Consider the following 16,628-nt stretch of genomic DNA (forward strand, 5'->3'; position numbering starts at 1 on the left):
GATGAACATAAACACCAATAGCGCACTATCGAGCGCCGATGCTTATACCGATCTTAACTCCCTTAACGATGTGAAAAAGTTGGGGCGTAATAAAGATCCGCAAGCGATCATGAAAGTCGCTCAGGAGTTTGAATCCTATTTCATCAGCCAGTTAATGAAAGAGATGCGCTCCTGTGTTGATTTAATTGGTAAAGATAATTTCGCCAACACGGGTGAGATGCAATTTCACCAGCAGATGTTTGATCAGCAGATGTCTATGGAGATGGCCGGCAAGGGCGGCTATGGTCTGGCGGATATGCTGGCCAGGCAGATGATGAATCAATATCAGTTGGATTGGCAGTCTGCGTCTGAGTCACAACCGGTCACTCAACGTATCCTGCCCACAGCGGTTACATCCAGCTCGCTAGCGCGTGTTGCGGCCCCAGGTGCAGAGACGAATTTGTCGGCCAAGACAACCTCCGATGCTGCCAACGCCAAAGTTTCAGCAGAAAACATTAATCGCGATAATTTTCTCTCGGCTTTATCTGAGCACGCCGAACAGGCTGCCAATCGTTTGGGCGTTAATAAAAATGTGTTGTTAGCGCAGGCCGCGCTCGAGACCGGTTGGGGTGAACATATCACCGCTAATGCCACAGGCAGCAGTAATAACCTATTCAATATTAAAAGTGATGGCCGTTGGCAAGGGGATAGTGTACAGGTGACAACCGTCGAATATCGCGATGGTGTGGCCGCCAGGGAGCGTGCGAACTTCCGCTCCTACGACACCATAGCCGAGAGTTTTGACGATTACGTGCAATTTATGCAGGGCAACCCGCGTTACCAAAAGGCCTTGGAGTGTGCCGCGGATAACCAGGCCTATGTTGAACACTTACAGGCAGCGGGCTACGCCACGGATCCGGACTACGCCAGTAAAATCATGGCGATTTTGCAGCGGCCTGAATTTAACGGCCAGCAATAAGGCGGGCAGCAGTTCTCCGATGGTAAACAGATGCAGCGGTTCTATTTCAGGTGTGATGTATGTCATTAATTAATATCGCGCTCAGTGGTTTGAACGTAGCTCAGACTTCGCTCGCCACAACCAGCCATAATATTACCAATGCCAATACCGAGGGTTACTCCCGCCAACGTACTGAGCAGGCAACCCAACAACCCAATTTTACCGGTGCCGGCTATATTGGCGCCGGTGCCCGTATCACAGGTATCGATCGCCTCTATAACGACTTCATCAATGAAGAGTTGCGTCTGGCCGGGCAGGACTTGCAGCAGTCTCAGGCCTATCTTTCCCAGGCGTCGCAACTCGACTCACTGCTGGCTTCCACCAACACCAGTTTGACCACAAGTCTGGAGAGCTTTTTTGCCTCGCTTTCAACAGCATCGGAAGATCCGCAAAGTCCGGCAACCCGGCAGCTGGTGTTAAGTGAAGCGGATGGCCTGGCCGACCGCTACAACCTTTTGTATCAACAAATTAACGATCAAAATAGCTACATCAATAATCAGGCTGAGGCGCTGGTCAGCCAGATTAATCAGCTGGTAACCAGCATTGCCGATCTGAACGATTCCGTCGCCGCTGCCTTTTCCAACGGCCGTCAGCCGAATGATCTGATCGACCGGCGCGATCAGGCCATTCGTGATTTAAGTGAATTGGTGGGGGTCACCACATCCCCGCAAACCGATGGTACGGTCAATCTGTTTATTGGTACTGGTCAGCCACTGGTGGTTGGTGGCGATGTAACTCTGCTGGAAACCACCCGCTCGCTGGATGCCAATTTTCAGTTGTCGATTATTCAGCCGAGATCGGGTACTGATATCACCAGCGTCATCAGCGGTGGCCAGTTGGGTGGCCTGCTTACCTACCAGCAGGAGTTGGTGGTGCCCTCATTGAATGAGTTGGGTCGACTGGCGTTGGTAACGGCCGATGCCATTAACCAACAGCAGGCTCAAGGACTCGATCTGGAAGGCAATTTTGGCGTTAATATATTCGACGATATTAATACCAGCGCGGCGATGGTCAATCGCGTAACCGCAGATACTGCTAATAACGGTGATGCGTTATTGCAGATTGCCGTTACCGATACCAGCCTGTTAACGGCCAGTGATTACACGTTGCGGGTAACCGGCGGCAACTATGAGATCGTGCGCCTGGATGATAGCAGCGTGGTGGATTCCGGCTCGATTCCGTTACCAGCGACCATCAGCCTGCCCAGTGAGGGAATAGAAATTCAACTCACTGCCGGCGCCGTTGCCGATGGTGACGGCTTTATGTTGTCGCCCACCCGGCGCTCCGCAGAACTGATCTCCATGGTGTTGAATGAGCCTACGCAATTGGCGTTTGCTGCGCCGTTGCGTGCGATCACCTCGTTGGACAATCGCGGTGAGATTACAATTAGCCAGCCAGAAATCATTACGCCTCTGGATACCAATACCCAGCCCCTGGTATCGGCGGGCGGGGCAACCCCGTTTGATCTGATCTATGATGAAACCGGAGGCTTCTGGCAGATCAGCAACGTGCCGGTGGGGTACTCGGTATCGCCTGCTAACCTTGCTTTTACTCCCGGCGTTAACAACAGCCTTACCTTCACCATCGATGATGGGCTGGGTAATGCGGTGGATGTGACGATGGATATTTCCGGTCGGCCGCAGAATGGTGATGCTATCTCGGTAGACTTCAACAGTGACGGCGTGGCTGATAACCGCAATGTGCTGGCGATGGTGGAGTTGCAAACGGCGGATCTTATTCGCAGCAGTAGCGCGGTTACAGGGCCCAATCAGGGGTTGGTCGACTCCTACGGTCAGTTGGTGGAAACCGTCGGTGTAGTTACCGCGCAGAAAAAAATTGAGACAGAGGCCAATCAGGATATCTTCCAACAGGCGTTTGATAATCGAGAGGAGATATCTGGAGTAAATCTGGATGAAGAGGCGGCTAATCTTATCCGCTTTGAGCAGGCTTACAGCGCCGCCAGCCAGGTCATTGCCATTGCTCGGCAGTTGTTCGATCGCATTTTGGAACTTTAACAGGCTAAATCATGAGAGTCTCTACCACACAGGCGTTTGGCTCGGGTATCAACAGTATTCAGGATATCTATTCTGATCTGTTGCGCACACAGGAGCAGGTCAGTAGCGGCAAACGTGTGCTTACGCCCTCGGATGATCCGGTGGCCGCCACCCGCATTCTGAATTTGCAGGAAGATAACGCCTTAATCTCCCGTTACCGCGACAACATTACCCTGGCCAACAACAACCTCTCGGAAGAGGAGTCGATTTTAACCAGCGTGCTCACCGCCGTGCAGCGATTGGAAGAGTTGACGATACAGGCCGGTGATGGCGCACTGACCAATGAAGACCGCGAAGCGATCGCTTTGGAAAGCCAGCAAATTTACGAACAGTTGGTTTCCCTCGGTAACAGCCAAAATGCCCGCGGTGAGTATCTATTTGCCGGCAGCCAGGCCAATATTCAACCCTTCCAGCTACAACCGGACGGCAGTGTTGTTTACGTGGGTGATGCCAGTGAGCGGGAAGTGGAAATTGCCGGCGGTAATTATGTCTCTATACGCGATAGCGGCTTTGATGTCTTTCAGCATATCGACAACAGCCATCGGATAGCGAGCAGCAGCAATAGCACGGTTGGTTACTACATCGGTGCAGGCAATTTGGCCGACGAACAGGCGTTTGATAACTACTACGACCAATTTACCGCGGTGGCAATGCCACAAACCACCACGCTCACCATGAGTGACAATCGCGATGCCGCCGACCCCAATTTTCCCGATGTGCCGCTCGATTTTACCTTCGCCTATATTCAGCCGGATGGCACCGGTCCAATAGCATCGACCAACATTAACTATCTGAATGCGGATACCTACGCGACCGACGGTTTTCTGGAGGTAGAGGTGGATATGACCGCAGAGATGGGGCAGGTTTACACACTCTATCTGCCGGTGGATGAAAACGGCTTTGTGGTGGGAGCCGGTGGCGCAACCACTACTGAGTTTTCGATCGATCGCCAGGAGACCCAGGGGCTGATGGCCACGGCCTACGCGTTGACCCAGCTGTTGCAGCAGCCAGCAGAAGAGAGCGCGGCCAATCAACACCTCAGCGATCGTCTGGGCGCAATACTGGATAACCTTGATAACGCCGGCCGCAATCTCGACACGGTCTCCGCTCGGATTGGTGCGCGCATGAATGTGTTGGAGTCCACCGATTATCTGCATGAGGATTCCGAGATCTATAACGCCGAGGCTCTCGCCAATATTGAGGATATCGACTTTGCCAAGGCGCTCAGTGACCTCTCGCTGCAGGAGACCATACTGCAGGCGGCACAGCAGAGCTACGTGCGCGTCACCAGCTTGAGCCTGTTTGATCGCTTGGGCTAATGGCTGATCCGAATTTTTTCTCAGCACCAATTTTTGTCACCGGACTGCCGCGCTCCGGTACCTCGATGGTGGCCGGATGTCTGCATCTGTGTGGCGCCTGGGTGGGGACCACGGTCGCGGGCGGGGTTGGCAACCCGCGTGGTTTTTTTGAAAACCAATACCTGCGCGAGCAGCTCACCAAACCCATTCTCACCTCATTGGGTTGTGATCCTCTGGGTGTTAAATCATTGCCGGAGTTCCAGCAGGTACCTCGGGCTCAGGGGCTGCTGAACGCCTTCGAGCAGCTGCTCACCAAAGATGGTTACCGAGGGCAACAGCCCTGGCTTTACAAAGACGCCAAGATGACTCTGCTGTGGCCGATCTATCAGCAGGTTTTTCCCGAGGCGCGATGGGTGATCGTGCGGCGCAATCCGGACGATATTATCGACTCCTGTCTGCGCACCCACTTCATGGCGCACCACTCCCCCAAACGCCAGTTTTGGCAGGATTTTGTGGACCAGTATCAGTTGCGGCTGATGGGGCTAAAAAACAGCGCGGCTCAAGTATTCGAAATTTCAGCCGATAACCTGATAACTGGTAATAGCGGTGAACTTTTGTCATTGGCCAATGCGTTGGAATTAACACCTGACGCGGCCAGAGTGGGTGAGTTCATAGCACCAGAGCTTTGGCGAACCAACGCCTGAGACATTTCCTCGTCGACTTTGTGGAGCAGTTATGATCCCGCTGATGGTGCCAGATTTACCCTCTACCGATGAGATCTTGCCTTGGTTAAGGCAAATTGATCACAACCATTGGTACTCAAATTACGGGCCCCTCTGCCTGGAATTTGAAACGCAGCTGGTGGCACTGTTAAAAGCTCAAAATCCTCGCGCCACCGAAGATTTCGCCATGGTCTCCACCTGCTCGGGTACCACCGCATTGGAGGTTGGCTTAAGCGCTTACCGCTTGCGCCCGGGTACCCGTGTGGTATTGCCTTCGCTCACCTTTCCGGCCACCGCCACCGCTATTATCCGCTCCGGATTAATTCCGGTACTGGCCGATGTCGATTCCGATTCCTGGGTATTAACACCGGAAATTGCCACCGGGGTGGTGGCAAAGTCCGGCGCCAAGGTGGTGATGCCGGTTGCCGCTTATGGCCAAACCCTGGATACCGAGGCCTGGCAGAAGTTTGCCGCCCAATACGATTGCCAGGTGTTGATTGATTCCGCCGGTGCCTTTCCCGCGCATACCCCCAAGCCACGAGTAGATATTGCCTACAGCTTTCACGCCACCAAATCGTTAGGCATAGGTGAGGGGGGCGGCCTGTTGTCGATCGATCGGGAGTATCTGCAAACCGCCCGGGAGCTGACCAACTTTGGTTTTGGCAAAGGCATAATTAATACGGTGGGTATGAATGCCAAGCTGAGTGAATACCACGCGGCCGTGGGTTTGTGCCAAATTGAGCGCTTCCCGCAGATGAAGTCCCGTCGCAGAATTATCTACCGCAAATTGCGCGAGCGGTTGCAACCACTCAGGAATGCATTGACCTATCAAAGTGGGCTGGCGCCCAACTCACCAACGCTGTTTGTGGTAGCGGTGCCGGGCTCTGCCACCGCTGTTTGCCAGGCGCTGGAGGCGCAACAGATTGGCGTGCGCCAGTGGTACTGCCCGCCGCTGCATCAGCATCCGGCGTTCGACAGCTATATTAAAAATGCATCGCTGAAGTTTGGCGATCTGACCGTTAGCGAGCAGTTGAGTGATCGCATTATCGGCTTGCCCTTCCACCTGCAGCTCAACGACAGAGAGATGCGGGCGATTACCCGCGCGCTGACTCAGGTGTTGGCCAATACGACAATCCATTTTCCCGAGCCGGTGGGTGCAAACGTAATGTCGCTGGCAAATAAGTAGCAAAATTCCGTCAGCCTGCGCTGAATTGCCGTACTGCGAAGGGAATTTGTCACTAAAAAACGGCTGGCATAGTTTCTGCTTTTTAGCTGGTCACACTATTAGCGTCAAATAAACAACAGTAGGCCGCAGGCAGATGAACAATACTCAGCAACAGCAACCACTGTGCGAACTGGAAGATTTCGAACGGGCGGTCTACGCGCGGGATTACGAAGGTGCCACTTTACTGTTGATTCAAGCCCTGCAAGGCTTCGAACAGAAAACCTGGGATCTGGTCACGGTCAGTGATGCGGGGGTGGCCCGCAATCGCCGCAAGAGTTCTGCCAAGCAGCTGCTCACCCGCTTTTGCTCAGCAGCTACGGCACTGATCTGTGACCCCAATTGGCAGTTGAATCGCCAGGGGTTTGAATATCTTCTGCTCTATAAGCGCTATCTGGTGACGCTGTTTGCGGCCACCGATTTTATCGATATGCGCCACTGCCTGGAGTTTATCGGTGAACGCAAAAGTGACTCCCGCGTGCAGTACCGCAATGAAGGCGATTTTTTTAAGGTAATTCTGGCCTGCACCGCCTCTACTGGCCGAGACCTGGTCAATAATCTATTGGCCGCGCTGCCGGTAGAGCTGGCCTATCTGTTCTGGCTAAGCCTGCTCGACAACGAAATGGTGCTCAGCGATGACGCCGACCAGACGCGCAATGATGTGCTGGCTTTTATTGACCGCTTCAGTAATGTAATGCCCTCCGACACCGCCATTCACCGCACCGTGAATACCTGGATGTTCTTAAGCTACATGAACAACCCGGATAAACACCGAGTAAAAATTACGCTCAATAAAATCATTAAAAATTATTGCCAGAAGCAAGGCGCCAAACAACCGTTTATCAGCCGCCAGCGAACGCTTAAGAAGCGGCCAATACTGCTGGTGGCCTGTGAGCGATTCACCTCTAACCACGCCATGTTCCGCTGCTACGGCCGGGCAATTGCCGGTTTGAAGGAGCATTTTCATCTGGTGCTATTGAGTGCGGAACATCGGGTCGATGCCAATAGCCTGAAACTGTTTGATGAGCAGGTGATTCTGCCGCGCGAGACCAAAATCAAGCAGATAAAATCGGTTATCAGTCAAGTGTTAGCCATTGCCCCGGATATTATCTATTACCCAAGCCTAGGTATGGAGTCGTGGGCCGTGGGGCTGGCGCAATTTCGGTTGGCGCCCATACAAATGATGACCATGGGTCACCCAGCCACCAGCTACAGTGAGCATATCGATTACCTGTTTGCCGAAGCGAGCACACTGGGCGATCCCAACTGTGTCAATGAAACCGTTCTGCACGTTGAGGACGGCACCTTCGCTTTGAGTATGGGTTCCCTAACGGCAAAAGCAGAGAGCGTGATTCGCCGTAATCCCGAGGTGGTTCGTATCGCCGTGCCCAGCATCGCCTATAAATTGAATCCTTCTGTATTAAATGCCTGCCAGTCGATCGCAGAGCAGTGCAGCCGACCGGTGGAGTTTCATTTCTTTCCCAATTTGAGTGGCGTGAACCACCTCGCCATTGCTCTGCGCCTGGAAGAGATTATGCCCTGTGTGGTGCATGAGAATATGCATTACAACAACTATATGGCCTGCTTAAGTCAGTGCGACCTGGTGTTGAGCCCGTTTCCGTTTGGTAACACCAACGGCTTTATCGATAGTGCCCGTCTGGCCCTGCCGATTGTCTGCCTGGATGGACCCGAGGCGCACAGTCATACCGACTATGCCTTTAGTGAGCGGGTGGGGTTGCCAGAGTTTTGCCGGGCTAACAGCATCAGTGACTATGTCGCTGCGGCGGTGCGTCTGGTCGACGACGACCCGTTGCGGGTAACGATTAGTGAACAGCTGCAGGCGCTGGATATTGATCAGTTGCTGTTTGGTGCCGCCAGCGAACATAAACGCAAGGATATGAACGACCTGTTTTTATGGGTTTATCAGCAACATGAGGTAATCCAGGCGCAAGGGCAACACTTCTGGAGCGTTGACGACCGTCTGGCCTTTAAACCCGTTGTGCAGGCCACGCCTGCGGTATCGGTTTCGGAGGCGTAATGACTATCTCGGCACTACCGGCCTATGCCTTTGGCTATAACGAACATACCGAAGCCCTGGCCAAGTTTTACCCCCTGCTGGGTATTATTGATGAATTCAGTAATGCCAAAACCATTTTGGGTCTGCCGCGTTTAACGCTGGCGGATATTGATCCGACAGCACCGATTATTAATTGTGTTTACAACTCCCGTGCCTATCAGGCTCAGGCCCGGCTTAAATCGTTGCAGTTCGCCACGGTAATTTTTATCGGTGAGATTATTAGCCAGTGGCCGGAAAATTTTCGTAACACCATGTTGGCTGAGGCCTATTTGGGCATCAAGAACGACCTGTCATTGGTGCGCAGCTGGGCGTTAGACTTTGCCGATACCCGCTCGCAGATTGAGTTCGAGGCAGTATTGGCTTTTCGCGAAAGCTTGAATATCGACTACCTGGCCGACTTCGAGGTGAAAATTGATCAGCAGTATTTCGAACCCTTTCTGCTCGATAGAAATTACTGTCATCTCATCGATGGTGGCGCCTTTGATGGCTGTGACAGTTTGAAATTTGCGGAATATTACCCGGACTATCAATCGATTAAATTGCTTGAGCCGAGTGCCCGCAATCGCTCGTTAATTGCCAATAATCTGGCCGGGTTAGACAACATTGAAGTGCTGCCCGCTTGCCTCGGTGATCGCTGCGATGTGGTCCATTTTTCCGGCACCGGTACCTCGGCCAAAATCGTTACCACCGGCGGCGACGCGGTTGATATGACTACCATCGACCACCTGCTGACCGATGATGCCACGCTGGTAAAACTGGATATCGAAGGGGCCGAGATGATGGCCTTGAGTGGCGCCAGCAAAGCGTTGCAGAGTGCTCACGTGGGTTTTGCCGTATCGGCTTACCATCTGCCGGATGATTTTAAAAATATCTGGCAGTGGTTGCGCAGTGCTGAAGTACCGCGGCAATTTTATTTTCGCCACTACTCGGGTGGCATTGCTGAATCGGTGCTATTTGCGCTATGAGTAGCGGCTCTACACTCGCGCCACGGGCGCCCCTGGTAATTTATGGCAACGGTGCCATGGCGGCGACCTACGCCTCCTATTTGCAGAGCAGTTATGAGGTTGTCGCCTATACCGTGGAAGACAGCTGCTGCCACAGCAACACTTTCTGCAATTTGCCATTGGTCGCCTTTGAAGCACTGGCCGACCACTACCCACCGCAACAACACCGGTTGATTGTGGCGGTGGGGTATCGAGAGATGAACGATCTGCGTGCGAATATCAGCCAGCGCGCCTGGGCAATGGGTTTTCAACCGGCCCAGTTTATTGCTCCCGATTTGTGGCTGCACACGGGCGTTAGTATCGGCCAGAACAGTGTGGTGTTTGATCACTGCTCAATCCACTGCAATTCACGCGTAGGCGACAACACCTTTATTGCCAGCGGTGTGCACATTGGCCACGACTGTAACATTGGCGATAACGTCTGGATTAATTCCGGTGTGGCCATTGCCGGCGGTGTGACTGTCGGGGACAACTGCTTTTTTGGCGTAAATGCCAGTGTCGCTCATGGCGTGGTGTTAGCACCGGGGACTTTTGTGGGGGCCAATACCTTGGTGACCCGCAACACACAGGCGAATCAGGTGGTGGTGAGTGAGCCGGGCACCGTGTTTGAGCTCGACAGCCGTACCTACCTGTTGCTGTTGGAAGGGCGCCGATGTTAATTCCTGCCATTCGCCAAGCCTATTTAGGCCAAGAGGATAAAACGGTTCTGATTATTGGCAACCGCCGTTACTCCTGTATCGATTTAATGGCCGCCGTGGAGCAACAGGCGGCGCATTTTCACAGAGCCGGCCTGGTGGCTGGCGATTCACTGCTCAGCCTGCTGCCCAATGGTTGGCACAGCGTGGTGGTGCTATTGGCGGCGGCCGAGTGTGGCTTGGTCTATGTGCCTCTGCCCCTGGCCAGTACCCAGGCGGCAGTCGCTACCGCCAGCCAACGGGTGGGAGCCAAAGCGGTGGTCGCCTGGCAACCGCTGGTGGAGGATCTACACGGTGCCTGTCCGGCCATTGACTGGTATTGCGTCTACGCCAATGAGCCGATTGTCATCTGCCACGCGTCGACTGCTGATTCTCCCGTTGCCCCTGATGCACCGGTGGTTGAGAGTGCGCCCTATATCCTGACCATGACCTCGGGCTCTACCGGCGACCCCAAGCCCATTGTCTTGAGCCAAAAAACCAAGTTTTTGCGTGCTCAGGCGGCCATTGAACTCTACGGTCTCACCGCCGGCGATATTACCCTGGCGGCGACACCGCTTTACCACTCCCTGGCTCAGCGGTTGCTGTTCGTTGCGCTGCTTTCGGGCGGTACCTTGGTGCTGATGAACAAGTACCACAAACAGCGCTGGTTGGAGATTATTCAGCAGGAGCAGGTGACATTTACCATCGCTGCCTCGTCACAGCTGCAACAGCTGGTCGGAGAACAGCCCGTCGCCAACTACTTGACCAGCCTGCGCGTGCTGGTGTCGTCATCGGCACTGCTGGCTACCGATGTTAAGCGGGCTTTGTTAACGCAAATTAATTGCCGCTTCCACGAGTGTTACGGCGCCTCGGAGGTGGCCATTGTCAGTGATGTGGCGTTTACCCCGGCTGTGCCGCTGGGCTCGGTAGGGCGCTTGCTGCCTGGGGTGAAGGCCAAAATTGTTGACGACCAGGGTGAGCCACTGCCGGCCAACAATGTTGGCGAGATTTGTGTACAGTCGCCCATGGCCTTCTCCGGCTATTTTCAGCAACCCCAGGTAACCGCTCAGTCGTATTATGAGGGTTACTTTAAAACCGGTGATCTGGGTTATTTCGATACCCAGGGCTTTCTTTTTTTCGCCGGCCGTAAAAAGGAGATCATTATCTCCGGTGGGGTAAACATCTATCCCAGTGACGTTGAGGCGGTGGTGAATGGTTTTGCAGGAGTACAAGAGTCGGCGGCCTTTCCCTATCCCGATGGCCAACTGGGGGAGGCGGTGGCGGTGGCCGTCGTTGCTGCGGCCGATACCCTTCACAACCCGTCGTTATTAACACTGGCCGCGGCCGAGCAGCTGGCCGATTTCCAGCTGCCCAGGCACTGGTTTTTTGTTGAGCAGCTGCCGAAAACCGCGTTGGGTAAACTCCAGCGCAGCCAGTTGGTCCCCCTATTGGTGCCGGCCACAGAGGTGGCTCAAAACACCCCGGAGGTGAGTCTGTGATAACTCGAGAGACGCCCCATCTGAAGCTTGCCTTTATTGGCGGTGGCTGTAACTCCGCCGTTGGCTACGCCCACTATTCGGCCTCCCACCTGGATGGCTGCTGGCAACTGGTGGCCGGGGCATTCAGCCGCCACAACGACATCAATGAACTTACCGCCCGGCAGTATGGTTTACCACCGGAGCGGGTCTATGACGATTGGCGGCAACTGCTGGCCGAGTGCCGTACCGAGCTGGATGCCGTGGCCATTCTTACCCCGACGCCGGCTCATCAGGATATGGTGTGTGCGGCGCTCGACGCCGGCCTCACCGTGATTTGCGAGAAGTCCCTGACCGACAGCGTCGCCTCGGCCGAGGCGATTAAACGCAGCTTGAAAGCCTCCGATGGCCGGCTGCTGGTCACCTACAACTACAGCGGCTACCCCATGGTGCGGGAGCTGCGTAAGCGTGTTCGGGTGGGACAACTGGGCCGCATCCGGCACATGCATTTAGAGATGCCGCAGGAGGGCTTTGCCCGCCTGCTGGAAAACGGCGAGAAGCCCAGCCCTCAGCCCTGGCGCTTGCAGGATGGCACCATTGCCACCCTGCATCTGGATCTCACTACCCACCTGCATCATCTGGCCTACTACCTGACCGGCAAGCGACCGCTCAGGGTGCTGGCCGACCACAACACCTTCGGTTGGTTTGACTCGGTGGTGGACGATGCCACCGCACTGGTCGACTACGAGGACGACCTGCACTGCCGCTACTGGGTGAGCAAGTCGGCATTGGGCTATAAAAACGGCCTGAGCCTGAGGGTGATGGGGGATAGGGGGTCCGCGCTCTGGCTGCAGACCGAGCCCGAGCAATTGCAGCTCAACTTTGTCGATGGCAGACGGGAGATTGTCGAGCGTGGTGGCAGCTGCCTGGTGGCTAATGAAGGGCAGTACAACCGCTTTAAGGCTGGTCACCCGTCCGGGTTTATCGAGGCTTTTGCCAATCTCTACCGCGATTTCGCCACGGCAGTGGTGAGCCAGCGGCAGAATAAAATTTCAACAATATGGAAAGAATACGGAATTGAACCAGCGCAGGAGGGTCTACACTTAATGGAAGTAATGGGCCGTTCTCACGCTAGTCAACAATGGGAAGTAATCAATGAGCGCTGTACGACCGTTAGAAATGCAGGCACCACCCAGTTACGAGACCATCTGTCAGTGGCTGATCGACGAATTAGCTAAATACGGCGAGGTTGAAGCGGACCAGGACGGTGACATTCACTACTACGCCAGTGGCCTGCTCGACTCTATGAGCACCCTCAAATTTATTGTCAAAGTGCAAAAAGTGTTTGCTGTGCAGTTTACGCCCGAACAGATCATCAAAGGCCGACTGGACTCTGTTTACACTTTGGCCCACGCCATCGACCAACAGTTGCAGGGCTGCTAGCGCAGATTGCCGGCGGCCGCTCTCTATTTCGATAACCCGGCCATTTCGATTATCTGACTACTCAGTTATTAAAAATCGGCAAACCTGCGGCGACCACGCGGGAGCGAAGACGCCGCTGGCGTTTATGCCAGGAGTGCCTGGGCACTTTGATAGAACGCCGCCAGCGCTTCGTTATTGAGTGGTAGTGTGCGCAGTAACTGCACGGACTGATACCAGTAGCAATACTCGGCATCGGTGAACCAACGCCAGTCGGCAATTGGGGTTAACAGCAGCCAGCTTTTGACTCCCAGGGCTCCGGCCAGATGGATGGTCGAGTTATCCACGCCGAAATACCCATCCAAGCTTGTCATTGCCCCCGCCAGTTGTAGCAGATCATTTTTCAGATCAAATTCCGGTGTGATCACATTGTGTGAAGCCAGCCACTCGATCTCCTGTTCGGTTGCATCGTATTGCAGATTGACCCACTGAATATTCTCCAGCGCAAACAGCGGCTGCCACAGGCTTAACTCCAGGCTGCGGCTGGCCGCCGCTGTTCCGAAACGTCCCCCGCGCCAGGAGAAGCCCAGCCACCTTTTTTGATTGGTTTTCAGGTTTGCGCCTGCCACTGGCGAGGGCAGCTGTAGATAAGCTGTGCTGGGCTTCAGGTCGCTAAATTGGTGGACGAGAAAACGGGGTAGGCTACCCAACGACAGCTGGCTGTCAAACTCACTGAAATCACCTTGATAATCCGCATCGAGCAGTGTGCAGGTCTCCGTCAACAGAGAGTGCAGACGGGAATCCACCTTGACCGTTACCTTGGCTTTTACCTGCGGCAGTAGCGAGAGGTATTGAATTTGATCGCCCAGCCCCTGGTCGGCCCACAGCAGCAGGTGGTGGTCGACGTTCTGCTCGCCTTGCCATTCGGGCAGTGGCAACATCTCTTTATTACAGTGTGCATCCTGCCAGCGCCACTCATTTTCCGCCCAACCAAGCTTAAATTGCCCGGTCGTTAAATAGAGATGGGCCAGGTTGATGTGGGCGTAAAAATTATTGCTCTCGAGTTCCAGTGCCTGGCTGAACAGTCGCGCGGACTCCTGCAGATTGTTAAGGGCTTTCTCGACCACCGCCAAATTAATGAGCGACTGAGGGTTGTTGGCCGACATAGCCAAGCCCAGCTGAGCGCAAGCTTTGGCATCGTGGAAGCGGTTCCAGCGGAAGTAGACCTCGGCCAGTCGTGCCAGAATTTCCGGGTGGGAGTGCGTTTGCAGTGCTTTGGTTAATACCTGCTCTGCCTCTTGTAGCTGATTAAACTGCAGCTGGTTGTCGGCCAGGGTCAGTAGCAGCTGCAGGTTTTGTGGCTGCGCTTGGTGGGCGACGGTGAGGTAGGCGAGGGTGAGTTCGGCGGAGCTCTTTAACAGTGGCTCCTGCAAAAGCGGCAATATTTGTAAAGCAAACTGTTCATCAGTTGCCGCCCTGGCAAAACATTGCAGCCCCTGTTGGTGGAATCCGTGCTTAAGGCAGAGGTTGATCAGTGGCACCTGTGCGTTGGCGGAATCCTGTTGCTGACTGATTGCGGTAATTAACTGTTGGGCCTGGCTGGCATTGCCGGCAGCCAGGGCTTGGCTTAATTGCTCAATCATACTCATTACACTGTCCGTAAAGATTTGACTTGCTTGCGGGTTGTTGGGATGTTTAGCAAGTGGGGTGCCAGAGACGCATAGCGGTTAATGAACTGAGCCGAGGGGTTAAGGCTTATAAAATTAGCTTTATGTATAACTATTTTGTATTAATGAAAATTAATTTCTGCCGGTAAGACCCGTTGGCAGAAAAATGCCAATTTTTCCTAAAGTAAATTTTTTTAGAGCCGAAGTCCCGTTTGTAACTGACATATTATGAGGTTCTTAATCCCGCCGGGGGCTAGGAGAAAAGAAAATGGCATTAACAGTAAATACTAACGTTGCGTCTTTAAATACGCAGAGAAACTTAAACCGCTCATCGAGTAGCCTCGATGTATCTTTGCAGCGCCTGTCGACTGGCTACCGCATTAACAGTGCTAAAGACGACGCTGCCGGTTTACAGATTTCAAACCGCTTAACTTCTCAGATTAATGGTCTGACTGTAGCCGCGCGAAATGCCAGTGATGGTATCTCTTTGGCGCAGGTGGCCGAGGGTGCATTACAGCAGAGTACCGATATTCTGCAACGAATTCGTGACCTCGCCTTGCAATCGGCCAACGGCAGCAACTCCGCGACTGAACGTCAGGCGTTGCAGGAAGAGGTAAACCAACTGAAAGATGAGCTGACCCGAATTGCGCAGACCACCACCTTTGGCGGCCGCCGTATTCTGGATGGCACCTTCGGTACCTCATCATTTCAGGTTGGCTCAGAGGCTAATCAAACCATTGAGGTTACGCTCACCAACGCCTCGTCGGATCGATTGGGTAACTATCGAGTGGAATCGGAAGGGACTGTATCGGGCAATATTTCTGCGACTATCGGTACTCTGCAGTATACGCCTGGCAGTGTTGGTGTGGTGGGCTCCTTTGGTACTTCATCCCTAGCCATTGAGGCGGGTGACACCGCCGGTGATGTGGCCAAGGCCATTAACGCCTCTTCGGAATCCACCGGGGTGGTTGCCAGCGCCGTTAATACCATCGCCATCGGTGCCAACGATATTCTGGTGGGCTTTGATGCGGCCAACGGTGTGGGGGACTCAATAAGTCTTTCAATTGGCACCAACGATGGTAACGGTAATTCCGATACTACCGACATGGTAATCACAGCTACCGGCGATCCGGCTCTGGATTTGCAAAACCTGCGCGATGCGATTAACGCTGACTCGGGTTCTAACGGTTTGTCGGCCGCCATCGACCAGAATGGTAATCTGATTATCAAAGCCAAAGATGGCGACAATATTCAGGTGAGCAATTTTGCCGAAATCGACGGTAACGGCGGCGTCAACGACTCCTCCATCACCTTTACACCAGTACTGCCGGATGGCACCTTCTCTGCCAACAATGTGGTGCTCAGCGGTGCGGGTAATACCGAGCTGGAAGCGGTGGGTACTGTCACCTTTGACTCCAACAAACCCTTTACCCTGTTGGGAGCGAGCATTGGCGAAATCACCACCGACACCATCGGCGTGCTGCAAACAGTAGAGACCATTGATGTGACCACTGCCGATAATGCTCAGGATGCCATTGCCATTGTCGATGGTGCCATTGCCCTGATTGACAGTCAGCGGGCAACACTCGGCGCGGTTCAAAACCGTTTCGAAAATACCATTGCCAACCTGAACAACATTAATGAGAACGTAGCGGCCGCCAGAAGTCGAATTAAAGATACCGACTTCGCCGCAGAAACCGCAGAGCTGACCAAAAACCAGATTCTGCAACAGGCGGGAACAACCATCCTGGCGCAGGCCAATCAGCTGCCACAAGCGGTATTGAATCTGCTGGGTGGTTAATAAGCTGAATTCCGGTCACCGCTTACCAGGGGGTGCCGGGAATCGGTTGGCCACTGCTGACCCTGCTCGATACCCCTCTGTATTGCCCTGGGTTGTTTATCGTCAGTTGTAGGCAGTGGCAAGCAGTAAAATTATTTACCGCATCCGTTGCTGGATAGAGAATCCCGCAACAATAAATTGGTACCCCTTGCCATTTCTACCTCAGCTTAACCGCCTTT

The 16,628-nt window shown here is 53.9% G+C and carries 13 protein-coding genes; 12 read left to right on the plus strand and 1 reads right to left on the minus strand.

Annotation, left to right across the window (positions count from 1 at the left end; translation table 11 throughout):
• Position 1: 1 nt before the first annotated feature.
• The 11 genes from flgJ (at position 2) to SBL51_RS14150 (ending at position 12,966) form a co-directional block, all read left to right on the plus strand.
• On the plus strand, positions 2–958 hold the full coding sequence (flgJ, locus tag SBL51_RS14100; protein ID WP_317931641.1) for a flagellar assembly peptidoglycan hydrolase FlgJ: 957 nt from the start codon (positions 2–4) through the stop codon (positions 956–958).
• Between the two features lie 59 nt (positions 959–1,017).
• Entirely contained in the window at positions 1,018–3,012 is a 1,995-nt protein-coding gene (gene flgK / locus SBL51_RS14105) for a flagellar hook-associated protein FlgK (protein ID WP_317931642.1), read from the plus strand.
• Positions 3,013–3,023: 11 nt separating this feature from the next.
• Positions 3,024–4,370 carry a flagellar hook-associated protein FlgL gene (flgL, locus tag SBL51_RS14110; protein ID WP_317931643.1) on the plus strand — a complete coding sequence of 449 codons (1,347 nt, stop codon included), beginning with the start codon at positions 3,024–3,026 and terminating at the stop codon, positions 4,368–4,370.
• A complete protein-coding gene (locus SBL51_RS14115; RefSeq protein ID WP_317931645.1) occupies positions 4,370–5,053 on the plus strand; it encodes a sulfotransferase in 684 nt (227 codons plus the stop codon). The genes flgL and SBL51_RS14115 overlap by 1 nt, the downstream gene beginning before the upstream one ends.
• A gap of 31 nt (positions 5,054–5,084) precedes the next feature.
• Entirely contained in the window at positions 5,085–6,257 is a 1,173-nt protein-coding gene (locus tag SBL51_RS14120) for a DegT/DnrJ/EryC1/StrS family aminotransferase (protein ID WP_317931646.1), read from the plus strand.
• 133 nt (positions 6,258–6,390) lie between these two features.
• The gene (locus SBL51_RS14125; RefSeq protein ID WP_317931648.1) at positions 6,391–8,331 is read left to right on the plus strand and encodes a hypothetical protein; all 1,941 of its coding nucleotides are present in this window, start codon (positions 6,391–6,393) and stop codon (positions 8,329–8,331) included.
• The gene (locus SBL51_RS14130; protein WP_317931649.1) at positions 8,331–9,335 is read left to right on the plus strand and encodes an FkbM family methyltransferase; all 1,005 of its coding nucleotides are present in this window, start codon (positions 8,331–8,333) and stop codon (positions 9,333–9,335) included. The genes SBL51_RS14125 and SBL51_RS14130 overlap by 1 nt, the downstream gene beginning before the upstream one ends.
• A complete protein-coding gene (locus tag SBL51_RS14135) occupies positions 9,332–10,033 on the plus strand; it encodes a DapH/DapD/GlmU-related protein (protein ID WP_317931650.1) in 702 nt (233 codons plus the stop codon). The genes SBL51_RS14130 and SBL51_RS14135 overlap by 4 nt, the downstream gene beginning before the upstream one ends.
• Positions 10,027–11,547: a class I adenylate-forming enzyme family protein gene (locus tag SBL51_RS14140; protein WP_317931651.1), complete on the plus strand. Its 1,521-nt coding sequence runs from the start codon at positions 10,027–10,029 to the stop codon at positions 11,545–11,547. The genes SBL51_RS14135 and SBL51_RS14140 overlap by 7 nt, the downstream gene beginning before the upstream one ends.
• A complete protein-coding gene (locus tag SBL51_RS14145; RefSeq protein WP_317931653.1) occupies positions 11,544–12,761 on the plus strand; it encodes a Gfo/Idh/MocA family oxidoreductase in 1,218 nt (405 codons plus the stop codon). Before SBL51_RS14140 ends, SBL51_RS14145 begins: the two co-directional genes overlap by 4 nt.
• Positions 12,703–12,966, plus strand: a complete 264-nt coding sequence (locus tag SBL51_RS14150; RefSeq protein WP_317931655.1) for a phosphopantetheine-binding protein — start codon at positions 12,703–12,705, stop codon at positions 12,964–12,966. The genes SBL51_RS14145 and SBL51_RS14150 overlap by 59 nt, the downstream gene beginning before the upstream one ends.
• A 122-nt stretch (positions 12,967–13,088) precedes the next feature.
• Here the strand turns inward: SBL51_RS14150 and SBL51_RS14155 are convergent, their stop codons facing one another.
• A complete protein-coding gene (locus SBL51_RS14155; RefSeq protein WP_317931656.1) occupies positions 13,089–14,591 on the minus strand; it encodes a hypothetical protein in 1,503 nt (500 codons plus the stop codon).
• Between the two features lie 286 nt (positions 14,592–14,877).
• Here SBL51_RS14155 and SBL51_RS14160 point away from each other — a divergent pair, with 286 nt between their 5' ends.
• A complete protein-coding gene (locus tag SBL51_RS14160) occupies positions 14,878–16,410 on the plus strand; it encodes a flagellin (RefSeq protein WP_317931657.1) in 1,533 nt (510 codons plus the stop codon).
• Positions 16,411–16,628: the final 218 nt, after the last annotated feature.

It is taken from the genome of Halioxenophilus sp. WMMB6, assembly GCF_033283405.1.
GTDB lineage: Bacteria > Pseudomonadota > Gammaproteobacteria > Pseudomonadales > Cellvibrionaceae > Halioxenophilus.

Bases quoted from the DNA above. Each gene is read 5' to 3' on its own strand.
- SBL51_RS14155 (WP_317931656.1), bottom strand. From the start codon at position 14,591: ATGAGTATGATTGAGCAATTAAGCCAAGCCCTGGCTGCCGGCAATGCC.
- SBL51_RS14120 (WP_317931646.1), top strand. From the start codon at position 5,085: ATGATCCCGCTGATGGTGCCAGATTTACCCTCTACCGATGAGATCTTG.
- SBL51_RS14160 (WP_317931657.1), top strand. From the start codon at position 14,878: ATGGCATTAACAGTAAATACTAACGTTGCGTCTTTAAATACGCAGAGA.
- SBL51_RS14135 (WP_317931650.1), top strand. From the start codon at position 9,332: ATGAGTAGCGGCTCTACACTCGCGCCACGGGCGCCCCTGGTAATTTAT.
- flgK (WP_317931642.1), top strand. From the start codon at position 1,018: ATGTCATTAATTAATATCGCGCTCAGTGGTTTGAACGTAGCTCAGACT.
- SBL51_RS14150 (WP_317931655.1), top strand. From the start codon at position 12,703: ATGCAGGCACCACCCAGTTACGAGACCATCTGTCAGTGGCTGATCGAC.
- SBL51_RS14140 (WP_317931651.1), top strand. From the start codon at position 10,027: ATGTTAATTCCTGCCATTCGCCAAGCCTATTTAGGCCAAGAGGATAAA.
- flgL (WP_317931643.1), top strand. From the start codon at position 3,024: ATGAGAGTCTCTACCACACAGGCGTTTGGCTCGGGTATCAACAGTATT.
- SBL51_RS14125 (WP_317931648.1), top strand. From the start codon at position 6,391: ATGAACAATACTCAGCAACAGCAACCACTGTGCGAACTGGAAGATTTC.
- SBL51_RS14115 (WP_317931645.1), top strand. From the start codon at position 4,370: ATGGCTGATCCGAATTTTTTCTCAGCACCAATTTTTGTCACCGGACTG.
- SBL51_RS14130 (WP_317931649.1), top strand. From the start codon at position 8,331: ATGACTATCTCGGCACTACCGGCCTATGCCTTTGGCTATAACGAACAT.
- flgJ (WP_317931641.1), top strand. From the start codon at position 2: ATGAACATAAACACCAATAGCGCACTATCGAGCGCCGATGCTTATACC.